This is a genomic window from Streptomyces endocoffeicus (genome assembly GCF_016741935.1).
Classification (GTDB): Bacteria; Actinomycetota; Actinomycetes; order Streptomycetales; family Streptomycetaceae; genus Streptomyces; species Streptomyces endocoffeicus.
This window is the reverse complement of the sequence record NZ_JAERRG010000034.1, coordinates 1-23,142: the sequence shown is the minus strand read 5'-3', so window position 1 is coordinate 23,142 and position 23,142 is coordinate 1. Positions and strand designations below refer to the sequence as shown.

The 23,142-nt window shown below is 69.3% G+C and carries 20 protein-coding genes and 6 pseudogenes; 9 read left to right on the top strand and 17 right to left on the bottom strand.

The genetic code is table 11. The features are described 5' to 3' along the window. Nucleotides 1-318, bottom strand: a pseudogene (locus JK364_RS58245) (oxidoreductase); the annotation flags it as partial. A gap of 382 nt (nucleotides 319-700) precedes the next feature. On the opposite strand from JK364_RS58245, the gene JK364_RS45890 reads away from it, so the two are divergent. Continuing rightward, nucleotides 701-1,552 carry a class I SAM-dependent methyltransferase gene (locus JK364_RS45890; protein ID WP_307841604.1) on the top strand — a complete coding sequence of 284 codons (852 nt, stop codon included), beginning with the start codon at nucleotides 701-703 and terminating at the stop codon, nucleotides 1,550-1,552. Here the strand turns inward: JK364_RS45890 and JK364_RS45885 are convergent. Together JK364_RS45885 and JK364_RS45880 are read right to left on the bottom strand one after the other, a co-directional pair. Then, nucleotides 1,477-1,956, bottom strand: a complete 480-nt coding sequence (locus tag JK364_RS45885) for an amidohydrolase family protein (RefSeq protein ID WP_230993541.1) — start codon at nucleotides 1,954-1,956, stop codon at nucleotides 1,477-1,479. The two genes, JK364_RS45890 and JK364_RS45885, sit on opposite strands and share 76 nt — an antisense overlap. 129 nt (nucleotides 1,957-2,085) lie before the next feature. Further along, nucleotides 2,086-2,595 (bottom strand): annotated as a pseudogene (locus JK364_RS45880) (SDR family oxidoreductase); the annotation flags it as partial. Between JK364_RS45880 and JK364_RS57290 the strand changes: the two are divergent. Beyond that, entirely contained in the window at nucleotides 2,554-3,465 is a 912-nt protein-coding gene (locus JK364_RS57290) for an Lrp/AsnC family transcriptional regulator (protein WP_307841603.1), read from the top strand. The pseudogene JK364_RS45880 and the gene JK364_RS57290 sit on opposite strands and share 42 nt — an antisense overlap. 98 nt (nucleotides 3,466-3,563) lie before the next feature. Here JK364_RS57290 and JK364_RS45870 read toward each other — a convergent pair whose 3' ends face one another. Next, nucleotides 3,564-4,163 (bottom strand): TetR/AcrR family transcriptional regulator, encoded by a 600-nt coding sequence (locus JK364_RS45870; RefSeq protein WP_201857390.1) that lies wholly within the window; start codon nucleotides 4,161-4,163, stop codon nucleotides 3,564-3,566. 97 nt (nucleotides 4,164-4,260) lie between these two features. On the opposite strand from JK364_RS45870, the gene JK364_RS45865 reads away from it, so the two are divergent. Beyond that, complete coding sequence (locus tag JK364_RS45865; protein WP_201857389.1) at nucleotides 4,261-5,424, top strand: epoxide hydrolase family protein; 1,164 nt, start codon at nucleotides 4,261-4,263, stop codon at nucleotides 5,422-5,424. Nucleotides 5,425-5,553: 129 nt separating this feature from the next. Next, on the top strand, nucleotides 5,554-5,697 hold the full coding sequence (locus JK364_RS45860) for a hypothetical protein (protein ID WP_201857388.1): 144 nt from the start codon (nucleotides 5,554-5,556) through the stop codon (nucleotides 5,695-5,697). A gap of 64 nt (nucleotides 5,698-5,761) precedes the next feature. Here JK364_RS45860 and JK364_RS45855 read toward each other — a convergent pair. The 3 genes and pseudogenes from JK364_RS45855 to JK364_RS45845 form a co-directional block, all read right to left on the bottom strand. Continuing rightward, nucleotides 5,762-5,871: pseudogene (locus JK364_RS45855) on the bottom strand (IS5/IS1182 family transposase); the annotation flags it as partial. 4 nt (nucleotides 5,872-5,875) lie between these two features. Further along, a pseudogene (locus JK364_RS45850) lies at nucleotides 5,876-7,187 on the bottom strand (ISL3 family transposase). An 87-nt stretch (nucleotides 7,188-7,274) separates the two neighbouring features. After that, nucleotides 7,275-8,036 carry an SDR family oxidoreductase gene (locus JK364_RS45845; protein ID WP_201857387.1) on the bottom strand — a complete coding sequence of 254 codons (762 nt, stop codon included), beginning with the start codon at nucleotides 8,034-8,036 and terminating at the stop codon, nucleotides 7,275-7,277. A gap of 101 nt (nucleotides 8,037-8,137) precedes the next feature. Here JK364_RS45845 and JK364_RS45840 point away from each other — a divergent pair. Beyond that, nucleotides 8,138-8,970 (top strand): annotated as a pseudogene (locus tag JK364_RS45840) (helix-turn-helix transcriptional regulator). Here the strand turns inward: JK364_RS45840 and JK364_RS45835 are convergent. Together JK364_RS45835 and JK364_RS56155 are read right to left on the bottom strand one after the other, a co-directional pair. Next, entirely contained in the window at nucleotides 8,879-9,316 is a 438-nt protein-coding gene (locus tag JK364_RS45835; protein ID WP_230993540.1) for a carbohydrate ABC transporter permease, read from the bottom strand. The pseudogene JK364_RS45840 and the gene JK364_RS45835 sit on opposite strands and share 92 nt — an antisense overlap. After that, nucleotides 9,268-9,483 carry a hypothetical protein gene (locus tag JK364_RS56155; RefSeq protein ID WP_230993539.1) on the bottom strand — a complete coding sequence of 72 codons (216 nt, stop codon included), beginning with the start codon at nucleotides 9,481-9,483 and terminating at the stop codon, nucleotides 9,268-9,270. Before JK364_RS56155 ends, JK364_RS45835 begins: the two co-directional genes overlap by 49 nt. A gap of 5 nt (nucleotides 9,484-9,488) precedes the next feature. Here JK364_RS56155 and JK364_RS56150 point away from each other — a divergent pair, with 5 nt between their 5' ends. Beyond that, entirely contained in the window at nucleotides 9,489-10,109 is a 621-nt protein-coding gene (locus JK364_RS56150; protein WP_230993538.1) for a hypothetical protein, read from the top strand. Continuing rightward, a complete protein-coding gene (locus JK364_RS45830) occupies nucleotides 10,057-10,935 on the top strand; it encodes a recombinase family protein (RefSeq protein WP_230993537.1) in 879 nt (292 codons plus the stop codon). The genes JK364_RS56150 and JK364_RS45830 overlap by 53 nt, the downstream gene beginning before the upstream one ends. Before the next feature lie 399 nt (nucleotides 10,936-11,334). Here the strand turns inward: JK364_RS45830 and JK364_RS45825 are convergent, their stop codons facing one another. Then, nucleotides 11,335-11,910 carry a CGNR zinc finger domain-containing protein gene (locus JK364_RS45825; RefSeq protein WP_307841608.1) on the bottom strand — a complete coding sequence of 192 codons (576 nt, stop codon included), beginning with the start codon at nucleotides 11,908-11,910 and terminating at the stop codon, nucleotides 11,335-11,337. A gap of 78 nt (nucleotides 11,911-11,988) precedes the next feature. Here JK364_RS45825 and JK364_RS45820 point away from each other — a divergent pair, with 78 nt between their 5' ends. Together JK364_RS45820 and JK364_RS45815 are read left to right on the top strand one after the other, a co-directional pair. Then, nucleotides 11,989-13,434 carry an MFS transporter gene (locus JK364_RS45820; RefSeq protein ID WP_201857385.1) on the top strand — a complete coding sequence of 482 codons (1,446 nt, stop codon included), beginning with the start codon at nucleotides 11,989-11,991 and terminating at the stop codon, nucleotides 13,432-13,434. 52 nt (nucleotides 13,435-13,486) lie between these two features. Then, on the top strand, nucleotides 13,487-14,608 hold the full coding sequence (locus tag JK364_RS45815) for an epoxide hydrolase family protein (protein WP_201857384.1): 1,122 nt from the start codon (nucleotides 13,487-13,489) through the stop codon (nucleotides 14,606-14,608). Nucleotides 14,609-14,762: 154 nt separating this feature from the next. Here JK364_RS45815 and JK364_RS45810 read toward each other — a convergent pair whose 3' ends face one another. The 7 genes and pseudogenes from JK364_RS45810 to JK364_RS45785 form a co-directional block, all read right to left on the bottom strand. Further along, a complete protein-coding gene (locus tag JK364_RS45810; RefSeq protein WP_307841602.1) occupies nucleotides 14,763-16,547 on the bottom strand; it encodes a Tn3 family transposase in 1,785 nt (594 codons plus the stop codon). A 52-nt stretch (nucleotides 16,548-16,599) separates the two neighbouring features. Beyond that, nucleotides 16,600-17,091 (bottom strand): annotated as a pseudogene (locus JK364_RS58240) (DUF4158 domain-containing protein); the annotation flags it as partial. A 251-nt stretch (nucleotides 17,092-17,342) separates the two neighbouring features. Continuing rightward, nucleotides 17,343-18,464, bottom strand: coding sequence for a Tn3 family transposase (locus tag JK364_RS45805; protein ID WP_230993535.1), 1,122 nt, complete (start codon nucleotides 18,462-18,464; stop codon nucleotides 17,343-17,345). A gap of 950 nt (nucleotides 18,465-19,414) precedes the next feature. Then, nucleotides 19,415-20,020, bottom strand: coding sequence for a DUF4158 domain-containing protein (locus JK364_RS45800; RefSeq protein ID WP_201857381.1), 606 nt, complete (start codon nucleotides 20,018-20,020; stop codon nucleotides 19,415-19,417). Nucleotides 20,021-20,566: 546 nt separating this feature from the next. After that, nucleotides 20,567-21,265, bottom strand: coding sequence for a response regulator transcription factor (locus JK364_RS45795; RefSeq protein WP_201857380.1), 699 nt, complete (start codon nucleotides 21,263-21,265; stop codon nucleotides 20,567-20,569). After that, a complete protein-coding gene (locus JK364_RS45790; protein ID WP_201857379.1) occupies nucleotides 21,262-22,452 on the bottom strand; it encodes a sensor histidine kinase in 1,191 nt (396 codons plus the stop codon). Before JK364_RS45790 ends, JK364_RS45795 begins: the two co-directional genes overlap by 4 nt. A gap of 20 nt (nucleotides 22,453-22,472) precedes the next feature. Next, complete coding sequence (locus tag JK364_RS45785; RefSeq protein WP_201857378.1) at nucleotides 22,473-23,021, bottom strand: hypothetical protein; 549 nt, start codon at nucleotides 23,019-23,021, stop codon at nucleotides 22,473-22,475. Between the last annotated feature and the right edge of the window lie 121 nt (nucleotides 23,022-23,142).

Genomic DNA, 23,142 nt, shown 5'->3' with positions numbered 1-23,142 from the left:
CGCGTGGAGAAGAGTGTCATGCGTGAGCTCGCCGTCGCCGTGCTCGCCGGTCACGGCGACGGTCCTGCGCTCGGGGTCGACGCCGGTGACGCGCGCCAGGCGCAGCCGCACCCCAGTGCCCGCGAATACGTCGGTGAGCTTGCGGAACGCGAGGTCCTGGCCGATCGCGAGCTGGTGGAGCCGCATCCGCTCAACGAAGTCGGGCACGGCGTTGACGACGGTGATCTCGGTGTCGGCGGGGGAGAGCCGACGGGCCAGGTTTCCGGCGGCGAAGGACCCGGCGTATCCGGCGCCGAGTACGACGATGCGGTACTTCATGGCGATGCTCCTGTCTCGTTCGCGTGCCCCTTGAACGAGACGGCACCCCGATTGCTGACAGGAGCAGAATGTGACGCGGGTCACCGAACTCAGACGAGCGGTTGGCTCCGACAGGCGTTTGGGCCTGCCTTGGGCAGTCGAAGCGGTGCGATGGCCAACTGTCGATCGGCGTCACAGAAATCGAACAGCCGCTGACCGCAGAGCTTCCCGAAGTGGGGCTCTGGTCCACTTTGTGTGGTCGCGTACACAGGGTGACTGTTGATCTTCGCCTAATGGTGGTTTTGGTGGTCGTAGTCGGTCAGTGCGCGCATGACTGGCTGGCCGCGCATGAACCTGGCTCCACTCATCAGTCCCCTTGAAATCAATCATCTAGGCTGGCGTGGTGACTGATGAGCAGGAGCGGGTGCAGCCGTCGGGAGTGTGGGCCACGGCGGTGGGGGTGGCCAGGGTGCGGGCGCTGGAGACCGAGCGGGAGAACGCGCTGTTCCGCGACCCACTGGCACGGGCCTTCGCCACCGCCGGCGGCCTGTGGCCCTCCTCGCCGCCGCTGCCCGATGACGAGGCCGCGCGCCGCCGCCGGCTGGCCGTGTCGTTCTCCATTGTCATCAGGACGAAGTTCCTCGACGACCTGTTGCAGCAGGCCTCTGAGTCCGGGGTCCGGCAGGTCGTGCTGCTCGGCGCCGGCATGGACAGCCGGGCCTTCCGGATCGACTGGCCCGAGGGCACCCGACTGTTCGAGGTCGACACCGCCGCGCCACTGGACTTCAAGGCTTCGGTGCTGCGCCAGGAGCGGGCCGTCGCACGCTGCGAGCGGATCCCCGTCACGGTGGATCTGAGTGAGGACTGGCCAGCTGCGCTGGCCGCCGCAGGGCACGACCCGGCCGTGCCGACCGCGTGGATCGCCGAAGGACTGCTGATCTATCTGCCCGAGGACGCGGTGGAGCTGCTGCTGGCCCGGATCAGCGCGGAGTCGGCGGCAGGCAGTTGGATGGGGCTGACATTGGGCTCGCGCGGCGTGATCGAGCGCTTCGGCGCGGACGCCGTGCCGGGATCGGCGGCGTCCATGTGGGTCTCGGAGATGCCCGACGATCCGGTGGGCTGGCTGGCCGGGCACGGCTGGGAGGCCGCCAGCCACACCCTGCGCGAGCGCGCTGCCGCCTACGGCCGCCCGATCAGCACCCCTCCGCAGCGCGAGGAACGGCCCGGCGGACTGATCTCGGCGATCCGCCCGTAGAGCGCCTCCCGGTTCCCTAGATGATCGATTCCAACTGGGTCCTGATGAGTGGAGCCAGGTTCATGCGCGGCCAGCCAGCCATGCGCGCACTGACTGGACAGTGACCGAAACCGGGTCGGGTTGCGGGAGACGGCTTCGGCGGCCACATCGTTCGCGGCGCGGCTCAGCCTCAGGGCCTTCTCGGGCGACAGCGGATGGGTTCCGGGTGGGGTGAGGGCGAGGACGGACAGGTCGACCCCTTGAGCGTCCATGGCCGCGGTGCGGCCGGCCGCCAGGTCTTCCAGGCGTTGCTGGTTGTCGCCCATCTCGTTGAAGGCGAGACTTTCGTCGCTGAGTGGCGCGGCGCGCAGCGCGGATGTCACGTCGGGCATGATCCAGTGTTCTTCGATCGCGATGAGCGGCATGGCCTCTTCGTTTGTGTGTTCTGCGGGGGCGGCCATATCAGGTGGCATCGGGTGACGCCTGGACGGATCCGGCGTGCAGCGCCGACTGAGGCGTTCTCGTCAGGCCGCCCGGCGTGGTGATCGGTTGGTTCACCAGGGCACGGTCTGACCTGATCGGTCCAGATATGCCAGACCGGGTATGCCTAGCCTGGACAGCAGGACGTCCACGAGCAGGGGGACGCTTTCCTCGACGGTGAACGGTGCGTCCGGCCCACCCAGGGCGGTGCGGATCCAGCCTGGTGCCAGGAGGGCGAAGGTGCGCTGCGTCTCGGACTGCCGGGTCGCGAAGCTGCGCATGAACATGTTCAGGGCCGCTTTGCTGCCGCGGTAGACCTCGCGGCCAGCGGTCGTGTTGTTCGTGATGCTGCCCTGCCCGGACGACATCGCGCCGATCAGTCCGGTGGGGGATACGAGGTCTTCGAGCGCTTCGATCACGCGCATGGGACTGAGGGCGTTGGTGATCATCACCTGGACGAAGTCCGATGTCGGAACCGCCCCGATCGGGGTCTGCTCGTTGTTCGTGGTGCCGGCGTTGACGAAGAGCAGGTCGAGTTGGCGGTGGGCGAGGCGTTCATGCAGGGGCGCCAGGTGGTCGGGCTCCGCGTCGCAGGCATGGTGAATCCAGGCGCGCTGGGGCAGAGCAGGTGGCTGGTGCGACTGCGCTGCCGCCCCGGCAGCGTCTCGGCGATCGCCGACGCACTCGCCAAGCGTGACGATGTCAACTGGGTCGCCTTGAGCGCGGCCGGCTGCGAAATCACCTGCGCGACTCAGTCACGGACCCGTGAGCAGCGCGAAGACCTGCTCGGAAAGCGGCTTCCGCGTACCGCGGCCGTACTCGACGTCAACGCCTTCGCGATGCTCCGTCAGTTCATGGGAGGCCGCGGCCACTACTGGGCCGCGCTGCACGGCGTCCTGTCTCCGGAGCAGGAAGCCATGCTGGGCAGTGAAGGTCCGCCTTTCACTGAAGCCCCGGTCGTCGCCCGCGATCCCGTGCGCCTCACCGCAGAGGACGAGAAAATCCTCGGCTCTCTCGCCGCAGACGGTCGCGCCAGTCTCGTCGACCTCGCCGCGGCGGCGGACTCCACTCCAGGTCGGGTATCACGTCGCCTTCAGGCTCTGCTGGAGCGTCGCGTCGTGCACCTCGACGTCGAGATCGCCGCAGCCGCACTGGGCTATCACACGCGGGCGAACCTGTGGCTGCGCGTACATCCGTCGGCCGTTAAGAGCGTCGGACGCACACTTGCGCAGGAACCCGAGATCGCCTTTGCTGCGGCCGTGTCCGGCACCTACAACATCCATGCCGTCGCGCACTGCCGCGACCTTGACGAACTGTTCGAGTTCACCACGGACCGCATGGGGTCCCTGACCGGCCTGCAGAGCATGGAAGTCTCACCTGTGCTGCGACATGTCAAGCAGGCAGGCACGCTCCTGTATGGCGATCGCCTCGTCGAGGCACAACGTCGAGCCTGAACCGCGATCACACGGTTCTCACCGGATTCTTGGCGGGGTGCGGTGTCGATACCGTGTCCGGAGCAGGACGATCCGCGGCTCCGCTCGAGTGCTGCGGGTCAGGGCTGGTCGCCCACGAGAGCGATTGCGCGCGTCTCGGGAACTCCCAGCATCAGCAGGCTCGTGATCGTCGCTGCTCGGGCGCCGAGGGTCCCGTTCGACAGGTCGCTGTCCGCGATGGCGAACACGACGCCGTAGGCAACCTGGCTCAGAATGCCCGCCGGCAGGTGCTGTGCGAACACGTCGCTGTCCTGGCCCTGTTTCACGAGGTCGGCGAGGAGCTCGTCGGCTGGCCCGAGCAGGCCGTGGATCGCCTCGCCGTACTCGCCACGGCGCAGCGCCAACAGCACTCGGTACCGGTGCGCCACCGGCCAGAGGCGGGCGACGAATTCGGCCCACGCCGCGTCCGCTCCTGCGCCGGAGGCGTTGATTTCGGTGAGCACGGCTGTCATCTCGGTGACGGCCCGTTCGGTGAGAGTCCGAACCAGGTCGAGGCGCGAGGGGAAATGGCCATAGACGGTGCGACGGACGACGCCGGCAGCGGAGGCGATGTCGCCCATGCCGACGTCGGGGTTCTCTCCCAGCATGTCGAGGGCGACGTCGAGGATGCGATCGCGTGTCTCGTTCATCGAGCGCACACGGGAGGACTCGGTGGGCACGACACCATTGTTGCACACCAGTGTGCAGTGAAGTAGATTGCACACTGGTGTGCAACGGAGAGTTGCGCTGTCCTTCGAAGCCCAGGAGAAGAAGGCAATGACCGCACCGACGCCGCCGACCTCGGCCCTCGTCCGCCCGTTCACCGTCTCGATCCCGGATTCGGAGATCGACGACGTGAAGCAGCGACTGGCCAGGACTCGATGGCCGGATCCGGAAACGGTGGGCGACTGGTCGCAAGGGGTTCGCGTAGAGAACGCCAGATCTCTGATCGACTACTGGGAGCGCGGCTACGACTGGCGGCGCTTCGAGTCCGAGCTCAATCGCTTCCCTCAATTCCTGACCGAGATTGATGGGCTGGACATCCATTTCATCCACGTCAGGTCCAAGAATCCCAACGCGATACCGCTGATACTCACGCACGGATGGCCGGGCTCGATCGTCGAGTTCCTGAAGCTGATCGGCCCGCTGACCGATCCGGTTTCGTTCGGAGGAGACGCCGCCGATTCATTCGACGTCGTCGTCCCGTCGCTCCCCGGGTTCGGGTTCTCCCAGAAGCCCACGGAGACTGGGTGGACTGTATCGCGCATCGCAAGCGCGTGGGTGGAGCTGATGAAGCGTCTCGGCTACCCGAGATGGGCCGCGCAAGGCGGCGATTGGGGTGCCGTCGTCACCACTGCCCTCGGGGCAATGCAACCTGAGGGGCTTCTCGGAATTCATCTGAACACCCAGTACGCCTTTCCCGCACAGATACCCGACACCTTGTCGCCCGAACAGCGCTACGCCGTGGGTACCCTCGCCCTCTACACCGGCGATCTCGGTGGGTCGAACCACCTTCAGCGCACGAAGCCGGAGACTGTCGGATTCGCCCTGGCGGACTCACCCGCTGGTCAGGCAGCCTGGATCTACGAGAAGTTCCAGTCCAAGACCGACAACCACGGGCTCGCCGAGGACGCCCTCAGCATGGACGACATGCTCGACGCGATATCCCTCTACTGGTTCACCAACAGCGCGGCGTCGTCCGGCCGCATCTACTGGGAGAACAAATCGGCTACTCTCGCCGGCCCGAAGCTGACGCTTCCGGTCGCGGTGACCGTCTTCCCGAGGGACATCCCACGCCTGCCACGAAGCTGGATCGAAGACGCCTACAGCAATCTGATCCACTACGGCGAGGCCGACAAGGGCGGGCACTTCGCGGCCTTGGAACAGCCCGAGATCCTGGTCAGCGAAATCCGCACCGGCCTGCGCACCCTACGTTCCTGACGCCAACGCGCGAGCTCAGGAGCGCACGCGTATCACTCGGGCTTCATTGAATCGACCAAAGGCGCTGGGGGTGCAGCACGCCTTACCAAAGGCGTGAGGGCCATCATGCTTCCGGGGGTTGAGTTTCTGGTGGAATCTCGCGACGAGGGACTCTACCTCCTCGAAACGTACGAGACGCTCGACAATCGTCTTGGCCTCAACATCAGTGAGCGGATCAGACGGGTCCTGCTCGACCGGAAGATCCTGGAGGAGAAGGACCTCGCCGGGCGGTAACCGGCGATCACTCCGCAGGCTGTATGGCCCTGGATGTCCTTCATTGAGCCTTTGCCAACCTCAATTTGTCCGCCCAGCAGGCCGGGCCCGCCTCGGTGAGGGCGTCGATGATGCCGTGGGTTCGGGCGGCCTTGAGTCGTGCACGGCGCCGGGCAGGGCGGCCGAGGCCTCAAGGGGCTCATCCCATTCGAGGGTGTAGTCGCGGTCTGAACTCGCCGGTCTCCAGCAGCGATCTGGCGATGCAGTTGGTCAGATTCCGGAAGCCGAGCGCCGAGCCGCGTAGGTGTTCCAGCCGTCCGTTGATCGCCTCCGTCGGACCGTTGGACGTGCCGGGTCGGTCGAAGTGGGCGAGCACGTCGGCGGCCCGCTTTTTTGAATGTCCGGCCGAGCGTGACCAGCCCGGTCAGCGCGCGAGGAACACCGCTGCTGAGCGAGGTGATCAGTTGCTGCATAAGCTTGCGGCCGGCGCTGCGGTCGGGTTCGCGGTAGGCGGTGATCATCCGCTGGTAGATGCCCCAGGTGGCTTCGACCCGCAGGTGGTCCTCGTTGGCGAACAGCTCCTCGAGGCGGGTCTTCTGTTTGTCGGTGAGCGGGTCGGCGCCGGTGTGCAGCGTGCGTCGGGACTTGTAGAGCGGATCGCTGGCTCGGCCGCGGTGTCCGCAGGTGGCGAGCTGGATCCGGCGTCGGCAGCGGTCCAGTGCGTCGCCGGCGAGGCGGACGACGTGGAACGGGTCCATGATCGCGACCGCGTGTGGTAGTTCCTCGGTGGTGGCGGTCTTGAAGCCGGTGAAGCCGTGCTTCGCGACCACCTCGACCGCGTCCCGGAACGCCGGGTCGAGGTCGGCCAGCCAGGTCTTGAACGCCTGCTTGGACCGGCCGTCGATCATGTCCAACAACCGAGAAGGGCCTGTGTCGTCACGGATCGCGGTCAGGTCGATGATGACGGTCACGTACTTGTCGCCCTTGCGGGTGTGCCGCCAGACGTGCTCATCGATCCCCATGACCTTCACGCCGTCGAACCGGGCCGGGTCGTTGATCAGCACCCGCTTGCCCTCGGCCAACACGGCGTCGTTCGCGGTGCTCCTCGCGACCGCCAGCGCCTCGGCGATCCGGACCACGGTCAGGTGCTGCACCACGATCGCCTCCAGTGCCCACCGCAACCCGCGACGAAACAGCTTCGCCCTCGGCTCGGCCGCGCGACTGGTGTCCTGCCGCCACACGTGCCCGCAGCCGGCGCAGCGGTAGCGGCGGATCGTGAGCAGCAGCGTCGTCGGTCGCCAACCGAACGGCTCGTGCGCAAGCCGTCGGGTCGCCGAGTCGCGCGGTACGCCTTGGCTGCCGCAGCGGCGGCACCAGTCGTCCGGCTCGACGCCCTTGCAAGCCAGTACCGCACGGCCAGGGTCAAGGCGCTGGCCGGTCACGACCAGCCCGAGTTCGTCCAGGCGGCAGAACGTGGTCAGGTCAGGGCGGGCGAAAGTAGGGCCGGACAATTCGAGGTCTTCTGGATGAGGCGTGTAGGACCTTCATCATCGGGAGGCCTCGACCTTTAGCCGGCCACCGACGCTGCCCGCCTGGAGTCAGACGGGCTGGCCGATCGGACGGATCGTCACCGCGTTGAGGTCGACGCCTGCCGGCTGGTCGAGCGCGAAGCCGATCGCCTCGGCCACCGAATCCGGGCTCATCGCGATGGGGGGAGCCTGGCCGTGCCAGAACGCGGTGTCGATCATGCCTGGGTTCACGACCGTGACTCCGATACCGCGGGTCGTGGCGTGCAGGCGGAGGTTCTCGGCGAAGCCGACCACTGCCCACTTCGTGGCGGAGTAGAGGTTGCCCGGGCTGTTCTTGATTCCGGCCACGCTGCCGATGAGCACCAGCCGGCCGCGGGACTGCTCGAGGTGGGGCAGGGTCGCCTTGGCCAGCAGAGCCGGGCCGAGCACGTTGGCGAGTACCATCGGTGCCCACAGCTCCGGATCGCCGCCGTCGATGACGCCGGCACCGCCCGTCCGGAAGTGATCCGCGGACGCGCCGCCTGCGTTCGCGATTGCCGCGTCGAGCGACCCGAAGCGCTCCACCGTGCTGGTGACCGCCGTGTTCGTGGAGTCCCAGTCGGAGGCATCTGCTACCAGGCCCAGGACGCGGTCCGCGTGGCCGACTTCGTCGAGGAAGGCCTTGAGCCGACCAGGGTCGCGCCCGGTGACGGCGACCCGGTGGCCACGCACGAGCAGGAGCCGAGCGGTCGCGGCGCCGATCCCGCTCGTGCCACCGGTGATCAGGACCGTCTTTCCAGCGACCGGCGATGCGCCGGAGTCAGTGAGTGTGTCAGTGAGTGAGGTGTTCATGGCGTCCACTCTGTGGCGCGGCGCGGGCCCGCGACAGTTGCTTGCGAAGGTGGGGACGACATCCCCTGGCGCCAACGGCGCCGCCCAGGGAGGCTGTGCCCATGTCGAACACGAGGTACTCCGAACTCGGTGGCTTCCTGCGTTCGCGACGCGAGCGGATCCGCCGCGCCGCGTCCCCGGTCTGCGTCGCGACGAGGTCGCCGTTCTGGCCGGCGCCTCGGTGGAGTACTACACCGAGCTCGAGCGCGGTGCCGGCTCGCAGCCCTCCGACCAGATGCTCGCCGCGCTCGCCCGTGCCCTGCGCCTCAGTCGCGACGAACGCGACCATCTTTACCGGTTGGCGAACCGCCTGATCCCGCACCAGGGCGGGACGGCGTCACACGTCCACCCCGCGATGCTCGACCTGCTGACACGAATCGACGGGACCCCGGCGATGGTGAGCACCGACCTGCACACCGTTCTGGTCCAGAACCCGCTCGCCATCGCGATGCTCGGCGACCTGTCCGTGCACCACGGCCGCGCGGCGAGCTTCATCTACCGATGGTTCACTGACCCCGCCTCGCGGCAGATCTACCCGCAGGAGGACCTCGCCCCGCAGTCACGCTCGTTCGTTGCCGACCTGCGCGCGGCAGTCGGGCGACGCAGCCCAGGCGACGCCGAGGCGACCAAGCTGGTGGACGAGCTGCTGCAGCAGTCGCCGGAGTTCCAGGCGCTTTGGGCCGACCAGGACGTGGAGGTGCGCAGAGACGAGCGCAAGCGGATCGTCCACCCCACTGTTGGCATGCTCGACCTCAACTGCCTCAGCCTCTTCAGCGAGGACGGCCGCCAGCGGTTGCTCTGGTTCACCCCACGCGCCGGGACCGACACCGCCGAGAAGCTCGCGCTGATGACCGTCGTGGGCACACAGGCGATGCAAACCGGACCAGTGCGATGAACCGATCGAGGAGGTGCCGCTCGAGCGATGCGCCTGCGGTCAGCCCAGAGACGATGGCCCGGCGAAAGACGAGGACGATGAGGGCGATGGGCAGCACGGCGACGGTAACGGCGGCGAAGACGGTGCCGTAGGGGGTGGTGAACTGGCCGCCGAACAGGGCCATGCCGACCGGGATGGTGCGGTGCTGGTCGTCGTTGTCGAGGGTGAGTGCCATGAGGAACTCGGCCCAGCAGGCGACGAACGTGAAGATGCCGGCGGTGAAAATGCCGGGCGCGGCTTGGGGAAGGATGATGCTGATCACCGTACGCAGTGGGTTGGCGCCGTCCAGCCAGGCGACCTCTTCCATTTCCTGGGGATGGACAGCATGTAGTTGCGCAGGATCCAGATGGCAAAGGGCAAGTTGAGCGCGGTGTAGACCACGATCAGTCCCTGGTAGCTGGTGAGCCAGCCGATATCGCGCATGAGGACATACAGGGGTGCGGCGAGCGCGACGGTGGGGAACAACGAGATCATCAGCAGTGCGTCATCGTGGCGGTCTTGCCGCGTACGGGAAGACGGGCCGCAACGCCATCCTCGCCCTGGAAGAACTGGCCAAGCTCGGGCTGCCGACAGGCACCTGCGCGGCCGACCGCGCCTACACCGGCTGCTCTCCCGAGCACTTCCAGATCCCCGTACGCCGCCTCGGCTACCGCCGCGCCCTCGACTACAAGGTCAACGACCGCGGCGAGCAAGGCAGCTGGCGAGGCGCCCTACTCATCGACGGATTCCTCGCCTGCCCCCACATGCCCGCCACGCTCGTCCACACCACCCACCAACCGGATGACAAAGCCGTACGCGAAATCCACGACAACCAGCGGCTCACCGACCACATCACCGCCCGCGAGCCGCACTACCTCAAAACCAAGCAGGGTCCTGACAGCAGAGGAGCCGTGCGTCTGCAGTGCCCGGCCTCCGGACCGTCGCCCTCGGTGAACTGCGCCCGCCGTGACCGCCTCCGCCCCCGCATCCCTCGGACTCCGGGGCCGCCACCGTGCGAGAGCAACGCCCGGCGAAGCGGTCCGGAAGTGGAGTCGCGATGGTCCGGTCTTGCTGCCCGCGAAGGTAGATCGACGAGGTGTCCCGCCAACTCACGCGAGTAGGTGTGGCGTCGAAGATCGACGGAGGTTCCGGACGCGGCAACTCCACCGCGAGCGTGGCCGCCGGTTCGTCAACGTCGCCGTAGGGCTTCGCCCGGGCATCGTCCGGGTCCAGGCAAGGTCGCCCGTCCCCGTCCGGCAGCGTGAGCAACCCCCGATCGAGCTACCGCGGCCCCGCACCACCGGCGCCGAGCCGACCGGGCACCCCCGCATCGGCTGCGCACGCGCCTCCACCGCCCGCCAGTCCCTGGACTCCCGGCTCGACGCGCTCGCCGAGGCCGGGGTCACCCGCATCTTCTCCGAGAAGATCTCCACCCGCGCCCGCACGCGCCCCGGGCTAGAGGCCGCCGTCACCCTCGCCCGGCAGATGCGCACCTCCGGCATCAACGTCACCCTCGTCGTCCACGAGCACAAGCGGCTCGGCCGCGGCATCGAACTCGTGATGCCCGCCGAGGAGCTGAAGGCCGGCGACATCGGCCTGGAGTTCCTCGCCGGTGAGCTGAAAGGCTCGCACGACCCCTCCGGCGTTGTCTTCACCGTACTCGCCGCGCTGTCCGGCATGGAACGCGAATACATCCGCGACCGTACCCTCGACGGCCACGAATCCGCCCGCGAACGCGGCAAGACCATCGGCGACGCCGCCGTCACCGACCCGGACATGCTGGAGACCGCCCTCCGCCTGCGCGCGCAGGGCCTAAGCCTGCGCGACACCGCCGCCAAGCTCATCATCACCACCGGCAAGAAGAAGGGCGAGCACCCCTCACCTGCCACCGTGTTGCGCATGCTCCGCGAGCACGACGACCAAGCCGCTCCCGTCCCTCGGCCGTGATCAGCACCGCCACGATCCCGCCGCCGGCGCATCGCCGCATGGCCACCACAACTCGGGGGAGATCAGAACCCCAGGTCAGGGCCTACTCTGTTGTTTTTGTCGCGAGTACTGCTGGGACCCCCACCGGTGGGTCACTCTCGCCATGGCGGCGCTGGCCGTTCTCGCGGTCACCGCCGCCGTCGAGGGCCGCCCCCCACCTCCGGAGGACATGATCCCGTTGACGGTCAGTGAGGTTCGGCGTGGTTGCGGTGCTGCTGTTCGCACCGGTCATCGTCGCGTCGCACCGGCCGGCCTGGTCGCAGTGGCGCAGACGGCATCAGGCCCGAGCCCGGGACTGCCACTCACTGCCGCCGCCAACGCGCCTACGCGGCGTGACAACCCCGTTCTCGGACTGGGGTATCAACGCGGGCTGCGCCGGCTCCGGTAGGCCGCGACGCTGGCCCGATGTGCGCAGGTTCGGGTGCAGTACTGCTTCGAGCCGTTGCGCGAGAGGTCCACGAAGGTGGCCCGGCAGGTCGGCCCGGCACATACGCCGAGACGAGCGGCACCGAGCGTGGCGATCACGGAGGCCAGTGCGCTGAGCGTAGTCGCGGCAAGGTGCGCCGAGCAGCGGTCGGTATCGGACGTCACCTCAGTCCACCAGCGGTCGTCCTCGTGGCGCAGTACCGGGGTGGCGCGGCTGCGACGCAGACCGTCGTTGATCAGAGCCGCAGCTTCGACCGCGTCCGCGTTCGCCCGTTCGAGCACCTCACGCACCGTTTCGCGCAACGCGCGGACTTCCGCCAGGTCGGCGCGGGTGAGATGCCGCGGACCGGTCCCTTGGTTCGCGGCCGAACTCGGAGGCTGGGCCGCGGGATGGTCGTCAAGGAAGTCCCGGAGCTGCTCCACGGTCTCGAGCGCGTCCTCTCCCTTGATCGGCCTCAAGGTGTTGGCCAGGTCGACGGCCGTCTGGACCACCAATGGCGTCTGGACCACCAATGGGCTGTGATACGCATCCCGCATTTGACGTATCTCCTAACTGCTCCGTAACGTTACACCCAAAGGAGCTTTAGCATGTCACGACATACTCGGCAGGGGACGACGCCGCAGACGATCCCGTCTGCAGGGGCCCCGGCACCGGAGCGAATCGACGCCCCGGACGGGCGTCGGCTGGGGCTGACTCTGGGGATGCTGGTGCTGCCGATGTACGTGGCACTGGGAGCGCCGTCGGTGGCCCTGCCGGCCATCGGCCGCGCACTGGCGGTGCCGTTCGGGGCCACCGCATGGATTCTCGCCGCGTGGTCGCTGACCTCCGCGCTCGCGATGCCGGTCGCGGGTCGGCTGCTGGTCCGCTGGAGCCCCATCCAGGTCCTCGTCGCCGGGGTCGTGGCGCTCGCCGCGGGCTCCGTGCTCGCCGGAGCCGGGCCGACACTGTCCGTCGTGATCGTCGGCCGACTGATCGGCGGCGCCGGGGCGGGCGCGACCGTGATCGCCGTCTTTGCCGCGGCCACCGCCCTTCCCGGGCGGCAACGGATCCGCGCCCTGGGAATCATCGCGGCCGCCAGCGCGACGGCGTCGGGGTGCGGGACACTGTTGGGCGGGGCGGTGACCGCATGGCTCGGGTGGCGTGCCGTGCTCGCGATCCCGGTCCTCGCCCTGCCCCTCCTGCTGGCCGCATTGCCGAGTAGGCGCGCGCTGACGCGGAGCGGTAGCGGCGAGCGAAACGGCTCGACCGGGCCACTCGATATCGTCGGCGCGGCCGTGCTGTCGGTATTCGCCGGCTCGTTGATCACGTTGCTGCAGGCACACTCGGTCGGCCTGCCCGCTCCGATCACGCTCGTCGTGGCTGCCGCCGGGGCGCTCGCCGCCGTGGGGCTGTGGCGGCGCGTGCGAAGCACGCCCGACGGGTTCGTGCCTCGGCGGGTGATCGCCTCCCGCGGCTTCCTGGCGGCCGGGCTCATCGGCGGGACCGTCTTCGCCGGCTATTACGGGGTGCTGTTCCGCGCCCCGTCCCTGATCGAGCAGGCCACGGGCGGTGGCCCCCTGGAAGCCGGCGTGCTCTTGGTCCCGGCCGCCGCCTGCTCGGTGCTGGCCGGGCGGCTGGTCGGCACCTTGACCGACCGGTTCACCGGCTGGCAGGTGTCGGCCGGGCTTGCGGCACTCACCGTCATCGGCGTGCTCGTGGTCGCGATCTCCACCGGGCCGATCCCGATCGTCATCGGCACGGCCTTGACCGTGTGCGGGTTCGCCGGCGCCCAAGCCGTACTGGTGAGCCTCGCGCCGGACCTGGTCGCCGCGGACGACCGCCACACCGCACAGGGCCTGCTCAACTTCATGAACGCCCTGGGCGGCGGGATCGGTCCGGCCGCTGTCGCGGGTCTGTCCGGTATCGTGCCGGCGCCGATGGCCCTCGCCGTGCTCGCGGCACTCCCCCTGGCCGGACTCGTCCTCAGCCTGACCCGGCGCCCTACCGCCGACGGCCGCCCCGAACCCGACGCCGCGCGTGGGAGCCCGCGCTGACAGTCCACCTGCATCTGATCCGATAACGCCTTGACCAGCAAGGAGCCTTGCCATGTCCGCCGAGCCATTCGAGGTCAGCATCACCGAAGCCGAGATCGCGGACCTGCGTGAACGATTGCGACGGACACGGTGGCCCGAGCGCGAGCCGGTGGACGACTGGTCACAGGGGCTGCCGCTGGCGTATACGCAGGAGCTTTGCCGCAGCTGGGCCGAGGACTACGACTTCGGGTTCGCCGAGCGGCTGAACGTGTTCCCGCAGTACCGCGACACCATCGACGGGCTGGGCATCCACTTCCTGCACGTCCGCTCGCCGGAGCCGGACGCGTTCCCGCTCGTGCTCACGCACGGGTGGCCGGGTTCGGTGCTCGAATTCCTGGAGGTCCTCGGCCCGCTGACCGACCCGCGCGCGCACGGCGGTGACCCGGCGGACGCGTTCCACGTGGTCGCGCCGTCATTGCCCGGGTACGGCTGGAGCGACAAACCGTCGACGACCGGGTGGGGCATCACTCGAACCGCGCGCGCCTGGGACACATTGATGTTCTCGCTGGGTTACGAACGGTACGGCGCGCAGGGTGGTGACTGGGGTTCGGCGGTGTCCGCGCTGCTGGGCGAGGTGGCGCCCGAGCGGGTCGCCGGCGTGCACCTGAACCTGGGATCCGTGGCGGCGGGCACGTTCGATGACCCGACGCCCGCGGAGCTGGCGAATCTCGAGGCCGAGAAGGAGATGCAGCGCACCGGCCGGGGGTACTCGGCGATCCAGGCGACCCGGCCGCAGACGCTCGGCTACGGCCTCACCGACTCCCCGGCGGGGCAGGCCGCCTGGATCGCCGAGAAGTTCTGGGCGTGGACGGACAACGACGGCCATCCCGAGGACGCGTTGTCGCGGCAGACGATCCTCGACGAGATCTCGGTCTATTGGTTCACCGCGTCGGCCACGTCGTCGGCGCGCCTGTACTGGGAGAGCTTCGCCAACTTCCGGGACAAGGTGACCGCGCCATCCGGGCTGTCGGTCTACCCGCGCGACATAACCCGCCCGTCGAGGCGGGAGGCCGAGCTGCGGTTCACCGACCTGCGCTGGTTCGAGGAGCTGCCGCGTGGCGGCCACTTCGCCGCGTTGGAGCAGCCGGAGTCGCTGGTCAAGCAGGTGCGCGGGTTCTTCCGCCTGTTCCGCTGACTGTCCGTGCCACCCCTGGGAAGCCCGCGTCCAGGGGATGGTCCTGTCAGTCCCCCGGGTTACCGGCACATCACGTTGTGGGGCGGTGCGATGGGCAAACGTTGCCCGGCTCGGCCCGACATACGCCTCGTCAGCTCCGCAGCAGGTGAAAGACCTAGCGCGGCTCCAGGTAGTCCGGTGAGCCGTGGATCCGGGCAATGGCGACGATCATGTCGAAGATCCGCTCCAGCGTGAGGTCGCCGCGGATCTCGCCGGCGTCCTGGGCCGCAGCCAGCAGAGGCCGGCCCGCTTCGAGCGCCTGCTCGCCGAACGTCGAGTGCTGACCGCTGACGTGGGTGTAGGTGGAGATGCCCTCGGAGACGAAGTACTTGTTCAGATGCCGTGCGGTGATCGACTTACCCCGGGTGGGGGAGCGCTGCCCGTCGGAGGACGACAGGGTGCCGGAGCCGAACATGGCTGTCATGGGCAGCTGGTGATGGTAGTTGACCAGGCAGATGTTCGCCTCGCGCAGCGTCTCCTCGCGGATGTACCACTCCGCCGTCCACGCCAGCACGTCGTACGGGATGCCACAGGAGGAGGCCATCCCGTGCAGCCCGAGGTGCGTGGAGAGCCCGATCAGGCAGGCGATCAGTTTCCTCTTCAGCTGCGGGGAGCGGGCCTGCTTGCCGCCGGCGTGAGTGAAGCAATCCAGAAATCCGGTGTGCCGGTCCATCTCCACCAGCACCGAGGTGATCGGCGCATTCGGCAGCATCCGCTCCAGCTCGGCGTGCAGCTCGTCGGCCTCGCCGGGAATGTCCTCCGCACTCAGCGGAGAGATAACCAGCTCACCCTGCTCGTTCAGGCGGACCGGCCCGTCGCCCTTCTCCAGGGTCTCCTCCAGGCCGTTCAACGCCCCATCCAGTTCGTCCCGCACCAGCGCGAGGGCCTCGCCGGCCTCGGGGCTCTCGCCGACCAGGCGGCAGAACTCCGTACGGTGGTCCTCCCACTGGGCGGGGGTGAACAGGTAGGCGGCGGGGTTGTCGTAGCGGCGCGAGCCGGGCACGTACACATCCCCCGAGCGCAGCGAGTCGCGCAGCGTGAGCAGCGTGCACAACTCCCAGTAGTGCCGGAAGGCGGTCGCGTCTCCCTTCGCCGCGGCCTCATCCAGGTAGCCCTGCCAGCGGGCCGGCACGAACGCGGTCGGGGCACCGTCGGGGACATTGCGGGCGCCGGTGGCGTTCAACTCCCGCAGGACGCCCAGCGCCTCGATCAGCGGCTTCGCCTCGGTGCCGCCCACGAACCGCACGGTCTCCAGCACCTTCGGCGTGAACTGCCGGATGTAGACGTAGGAGCCCTCCGGCAGCCGCAGATGCCCGTGGTCCCGCGGCAGCCGCGGCGTGGTGGCGGCGTGCGGGGCGCGGATCCGGTCCACGCCGATCTTCTCCCGCGGCAGCACCCCCACGTCCTCATCCGCGATCCCGACATCGGCCAGGACAGGCAGAATCTCCTCCAGCAGACCGAGCCGGTCCTCCGACGCCTTCGCCCGCTCGGCCAGCTCGTCGCGCAGCTTGACCCGGGCGCGCGACTCCGAGCCCGACAGGGTCTGGTCGAAAGGCTGCACGACGGAGTCGAGGACATCGACCGCGGACTGCGCCAGCAGCGTGAGCAGGATCGGATAGCGCCGGTTCGGCTCCCGCCGCACCAGGGCCTGCGCGGTCAGGCGGCGCCCGATCTGGGCCAGGTGGCGGCGCCGCTCGGCCGGCAGCGCGGACACATCGAGCGTGTCGGCGTCCAGGCCCCGCAGGAACCACAGCTTCTCCACCTCGCCGCCCACGCTGTTGGGCGACGCCTGCACCGGCCCGGTCACCAGCCAGTTCAAGCGCGTGGACTTCAGCTCCGGAGCGACAACCAGCAGCTCGTCCAAGCCGCGGGCCCGCTCCTGGGTCAGCAGGTGCGCCACGCGGGCGGTGAGTCTCCCGCTCGGCGGCCTGCCGGGCCGTGCCGACCCTCTCCAGCAGCGTGACCACACCGGGGCGGATCACCTTCGCCGAGCGGGGGTATTCACAGCCCAGCCGGAACAGCAGCGACGGCGAATCATGCTCCATCGCCCGCGCCAGCAGGAACTCATCCAGCTCCTTCAGCTCCAGCGACTTCGCCGACCGCCACCCCAGATACTCCGCCACCTGCCGCAGATGATCCGTCCGCGTCTGCCCCCGGGCCGCACCGTAGCCGTGCAGTACCTCCACCGGCAGGCCAAGCTGCCGCGCCAGCCGCCCCACCGCCGCACGCGGAGCCGACGGCATATCGTCCGGCACGAACCCCAGCCACGGCAGCGTGCGCAACTGCACCGCCGCCCCCAGCACCGTCTGGGGACGCGGGAACTTCCGCAAGAACGCCTCATCCGCCGAGGTGAGGGTGAAGTAGCGGATCAGCTGGTCCTTCCCGATCGCCGGGAACGTACGCAGGGCCTCCAGCTCCTCCTCGGAGAACACCCGCGTCGCCATCGCCCACCCCTCCCGCCACCGGATTCACCCGTTCAGCTCAACGAGTCGCCGACATCATGGAAACGGTCCAGGTCAGGGACTACTCCGTTGTTTTTTCGGCGAGTACTACTGAGACCCCACATCGATGCAGGTCGAAGGGTACGGCCCCACGCCGAAAAACGAACAGCCCTGGCGCCGCGGGGTGCGCCGGGCACCAGGGCACTCGATCGAGTGGCGAGCGGCCGACGGCTGCCGACACACGTGCCGCGGTACTACCGGGGCCCCGCCTTGTCCGCGGACGGGCCCGGCTGCTCGGCGACGCCGCTGCGCAGGCGGTCGCCGAGATCGAGTCGGACTTCGCCATAGGGGCGCATGTGGTGCCAGAACAACGGCGTGAGCCCGCGCCGGTCGGCCGGGGCCAGCAGCGCCGACCACCGTGGCTCGGCCAGCACGTCCTGGAGCATCAAGGTGTTGACGAACACCAGGGACGCCTGGAGGATCCGCAGGCACAGCGCCGCCATCTCCACCTCCTCGCGCCGGTTGGAGGAGATCTCCCCGCCCCTGCCGTAGTAGATCGCCGCGTTCGCCGCGTTCCAGGCTTCCACCACGTTCAGCCCCTCCTCGATCTCCCGCTGCAGGTCGGGGGAGTGCAGGTAGCGGGCGACGAACAGGGTGCGTTGGGCGCGGCCGATCTCCAGCATGGCCCGGTAGGCGGGGTGAGAGGCGGCGCGGGTGAAGCGGGCCAGGATCGCCTCAGCGGACGCGGTGCCGGTGCGGATCGCGGTGGCGTACTTGATGACCTGGTCGTCGTTGTCGGCGATCACGTCCCAGCGGATCGGTCGGGTCAGCGCGGGGCGCAGATTCGGGAAGGCGTCCGGCTCCCCGGCGACCGGCCGGTACAGCCGCACCCGGTTGATCTGCTTGATCCGCGGCAGCAGGTCCACGTTCAAGAGCCTGGTGACGCCGAATCCGATTTCGCTCTGCCCGTGGGAGTCGACATAGTTGCCCTCGACCTGCCTGGCGGTGCCGTGCCGGATGGCGCCCTCGACCATCGCCGCGACCTCCGAGGCCGAGGCGCGCAGCGTCTGGGAGTGCACCACCACCGAGCCCCGCTCGACGTGCCAGTACACCAGGATCCCGCGCCCGCCGCAGCGCGAGTGCCACTCGGTGAACAGGTTTGATCCCACGAGCGGAAGTGGGTGGAGTCGGAGGCCACCGCGGTCGACCCGCCGCCCCACAGCCCGGCTCCTCGGCCGCCTCGGGGGCGGTGAACTTGATCGCCCCGGCCTTCCGCTCGGCGATCTCCACCCAGTCCAGGCCGGGCAGGTCGGCGTCCAAGGCGGCCAGGGCCGCGGCCATCTCCCCGCGCAGGTCCGCGACGAACTCGCCGGCATCCAGCGGTTTGCGCAGCTCGCCGCAGTGCTCGGTGCGGCGGACCTCGAAGTCGCCGGGCAGGTCCTGGTCCGGGTCGCGCCACCGCCCGGCGCCGGCGACCCACACCTCCTTGCAGCGCAGTTGCTCGCGCAGCGCCTGGAAGGTGACCACCTGGTACACCATGCGCACCGTCCGGGCCCGGCCGCGCTTGTCGGCGCGGTGCACCAGCTCCGCCCACTGCCCGGTGGTGCCCCGATGCTGCGGCACGTGCTCGCCGAGCGGGTAGTAGGTGGTGTTCCCGGCCCTGGCGTACCGCTTGATCAGCTCCACGGCGTCGACCACCGGCCGGTGCGCAGCGTTGTTGGACCGAAACGACAGCACGTTCAGCGGCCCGATCAGGCCGCGCCGGTAGTGGTTGGTGCAGGACGCCTTCAGCGTCGTCTGCGCCGTGCGCCGGTAGACCGGGCCCTTCGTCTTGTACTCGTGTACCAGCTCCTTCAGGGTCTGCTCGCCGCCGCGCACCGCCGGGTAGACGACCTCGCGCACCTCGCCGTCGGGTTCGGCCAGCGACGCCTCGGCGATGGCGAACAGCAGGTTCTCCTTGCCCGACACCTTCTTGAAGGCGTTGACCAACTCGTTGGTCACCTTCCGCTCGGCGCGGGCGCCGATCCGGTGCACGGTGGCGATCAAAAGGTCCACCAGGGCATCGGTCACCTCCCGCTCGCACTCCGCCAGCAGCGCCGCCAGCAGCGTCAGGGCCGTCTGCGGCGAGCGCCGACGCAGGTGGGAAGGCGATTCGACGGCGGCGCGCTGCCGCCAGGAGGCCAGTACCTTCGGCGCCACATCCGCGAACAGATCTCCCGGCAGCCTCACAGCGCGGATCGCCTCCGGCATGGCGATCTCCCGCAGCATCGACTCCAGACTCACATTCCCCGGCATCGCCTTGATCCGGGCCAGCACCGACTCCCCGTCACGCGCCTCCCCGGTTTCCCCACCCCCGCCTTCTTCGGGATCGTCGGCCGGGGCGACCAGGCCGAGGATGCGCCTCGCGCACCTCCTGCGGCAGCCGGGCCGCGACCGCGGTGAACCAGGACTCCTCCGCGGTGTGCAGGGCGGAGCGCACCATGCGAGTGACCCGGTCCGGCGACGGCGGCTCGATGGCCTCCTCCCGGCAGTGCTTGAGCAGCTCCTCCCGGACCTGGCCGGCATGCCGCTCGGCGTGCGCGACGTTCGCGGCCAGCCACGCAGTCAGCTTCTCCGCGTCAGCGACCGAGCAGGTTCGAAAGCCCAGGTGCTCGCGAATTTGGGCGCGGTGGTACTCGATCGTGCTGCCGGCCCACTGGTAGGAGTCGAACTCCGCTGCCGGGATGCCCCTCTGCCGGGCGACGAAGGCGACCGCCTCATCCGAGATGTCTCCACGCCCGCGGGGGAACCGGCCGTGGCGGGTGTAGTGCTTCAGCAGCGGGGCGAACCCGAGCCGCGTCCCGCCTCGCTTGCCGGCGATGACGTCGGTCTCGTCATCGAGCACCGTCCAGTGCTCGACCAGCTCATCCATCCCTACCGCCTGGCGCGCCATGGGCGCCGATGATGCCGGATCGGAGCCGGTCAGGTTGGGGAACTCATCAAGGTTCAACCATATTTGGGGCTCATGGCACGTTCGTTGACGGCACCCGTGGTCCCGGCGGGGATCGGGTACCCGGGCCAGGCAGGTCAGCAGGTTGGGGAGGTCATCCAAGACGGGCGGTACGGCGTCGGTGAGTTGACCCAAAGGGCCCGGGATGAGCGAGGACGAACGGGCAGGCACGGTCTTCCGTCGTGGTGATCAGGGACTCCACACCTCATGATCACCGGGGGTCGTTCCTGCCTCCGTGTCAGCCTCCGGCGACCACCCCGCGCCCCTGCCCAATCCCTGAGAGGGCGTCAAGTTTGTTTCTGATAGCCGCCGCGTCCGGGGCGTTCGAGGAGTGCCTGGCGAACGAGTCGTCCCCGGCGGGAGCGGGTGACGTTGATTGGCTCACCACCACCCTCGCCGAGACCGAAGCCCGCCCGCCTCGTCCGGCGGCCGGCCACCGGCCACCGGCTAAACGCACGGACGGCCTGACCGCCCGAACCGGGGCCCGGGTCATGCCAGGCCGGCCGCGATGGCGCGGCGGACGGCGTCGACGCGGTCCCGGATGCCGGCTTTGGCGAACAGGTTGTTGATGTGGGTCTTGACCGTGGCCTCGCTGATGAAGAGTTTCTCGGCGATGGCCTGGTTGGGCAGGCCCTGGCCGATAAGGGTGAGCACCTCGCGTTCGCGGCGGGTGAGGTCAGGGGGGAGCGGCTGCGCGTCGACCGGCGGGCGCGTGCGGACGGTGGCCAGGAGGCGGTTCTGCACCTCGTGGTCGAGAACGGACTGTCCCGCGGCGGCGGCCCGGATCGCGCGGACGATGTCCTGGCGCCCCGCGTTCTTCGTCAGATAGCCGCGGGCGCCGGCGCTCAGGGCGGCCAGGATCGAGTCGTCGTCGGCGAAGGTGGTCAGCACGACCACGGCCGTTCCCGGGTGTTCCTCGCTCAGCCGGCGGGTGGCCTCGGTGCCGTCCATGACAGGCATGCGCAGGTCCATCAGGACGACGTCGACCGGTGTGGCGGCCACGGCGGCGAGCACCTCGGCACCGTCCGCGGCGGCGGCCACGACGTCGATGTCCTCGGTCATGTCGAGCACCGCGGCCAAGGGCTCGCGGACGGTGGCCTGGTCGTCGGCGACGATCACCTTCAGCGAGCGCTCGGTCAGCGGGTCCTGCGGGTTCCGTGGCTCCTGGGCCGGTTCGTTCGTCGTCATCCTCGGATCACTGCCTCCACCTGCCAGCCGCCCCGGTCCGGTCCCTCGGTGAGCGGACCCGCGGTGAGGGTGCCGCCCAGCAGGGCGACGCGTTCGCGCATTCCTATCAGTCCCATGCCGCTGCCGACACCCGCGGTCGCCTCACCGGTCGCGGGCCCGTTGCGGACGGCAAGGCTGGTCGAGGCGGCGTCGAACGTCAGCTCCACCGCGATCTCGGCCCCGGGAGCGTGCCGGGCCGCGTTGGTCAGCGCCTCCTGCGCGATGCGCAGCACGTTCTGGGTGACCTGTGCCGGCAGCTCTCGGACGGCCCCGGTGACGGTGAGCACCTCGCGGTGGCCGGAGGACTCGATCATGGCGGTCAGGCTCTCGAGCAGCGGAAGGGAGTCCTCGCGCAGCGCGTGCACGGTCCACTGGGCCTGCTTCAGGCTCTCCCTGACAAGGCGCTGCGCCTTGTTGTGCGCCGCGCGGACCTTCTCCAGGTCGCCGGTGTCCATCAAGGCGTCCGCCAGCTCCAGGTGCATGTTGATCCCGGCCAGCGAGTGCGCCAGCACATCGTGGACGTCGCGGGCGATGCGGCCGCGTTCGGTGAGCACGGCCGTTCGTGCCTCGGCCCGCGCGGCCCGCTCGGCGGACTCGGCGGCCTGGAGCCTCGCCTCCACTGCCTGTTGCCTGCCGCGGCCCAGGATTCCGGCCACGACCGGGATGCCGGTGCTGAGGCCGAAGGTCCAGGTGAGCACCTGGTGATCGGGGCCGACGTAGAAATAGAAGACAGCGCCGCACAGCAGACTGGACAGGGCAGCGACCGCCAGGGACGGCTTGAGCGCGAGGCGGTAGCCGGCGTGGCCGACGAGGAAGTAGGCGAAGAGGTAGCCGGAGCCGCTGTTGCTCACCTCCAGCAGGCCGGCGGACGCCACGACACCGGCGGTCAGCCAGACCAGCGCGGCCCGGCGTGGGAAGGCGGGCGGCAGATGTCTGGCCAGCAGGGCGACGGAGTTGACCACCAGCAGGGCGACCACGGCCAGGCCGCGGCCGCTGACGCCCACCGGCCGGACGGTAATGACCGCGATGGCGATGATCAGCAGGGTGACGGCCCACTGGAGAGCGGCGTCGTGCCGGAGCACGACCCGAGGGCCGGGCTCCCGTTCGGAAGCCGGCCCGGGGGCTGGGGGATTGTCGGAAGCGGACACGGCGCGACGATAACCCGTACTCAGACCGTCCGGTCCGCGGCGACCGCCGCGACCCGTCCGTCCGCGGCCGGCTGCCGCTGCTCCCGGGTGGCCACGCGGCCGCGGAGAAATATGGTGCCCAGCCGCGTGACCACCTCGGTGAGTGCCATCAACATGAACGCGGCCACCCACGCGTCCCCCGTGGTGATCTGATGAGCCAGGCTGAAGCGGGCCACGTCGTCGGCGCCGCCGTGGTCGACCCATAGCTGGAAGCCCATCCGCGCCCCCATGCCCACCACCCACAGGGTCGCGGAGACCGCGCCCGCCTTGATGAAGAGACGCGCGCCGACCTTGCGTATACGGGTGTAGACGCCGCCCGCGACGCCGAGGGCCGCGCCGATGGCGACGAGCGCGCCGATCAGCACCAGGTCGTTGCCGGCCGTGGGCACGTTGTTCAGGTAGCTGTGCGCGACGAAGGCCACGATCCCCAGGGGGATCACGTACGACTTGGCGTCGAGGCGGCCCTCCCGTAGCTGCCGGAAGACGACGAGGAGGAGGGCGATGTCGGTGATCCAGTCAGTCGTTGTCATGCCTCGAGCCTGCTGGCACGGGCCCGTACGCGCCTGGACCCACGGGTGGAACTATGGGTGGAGTCCGGTCAGCCGGTGATCTCCAGGACTCACGGGAGCAGCAGTCGTTCCAGCAGGGCGA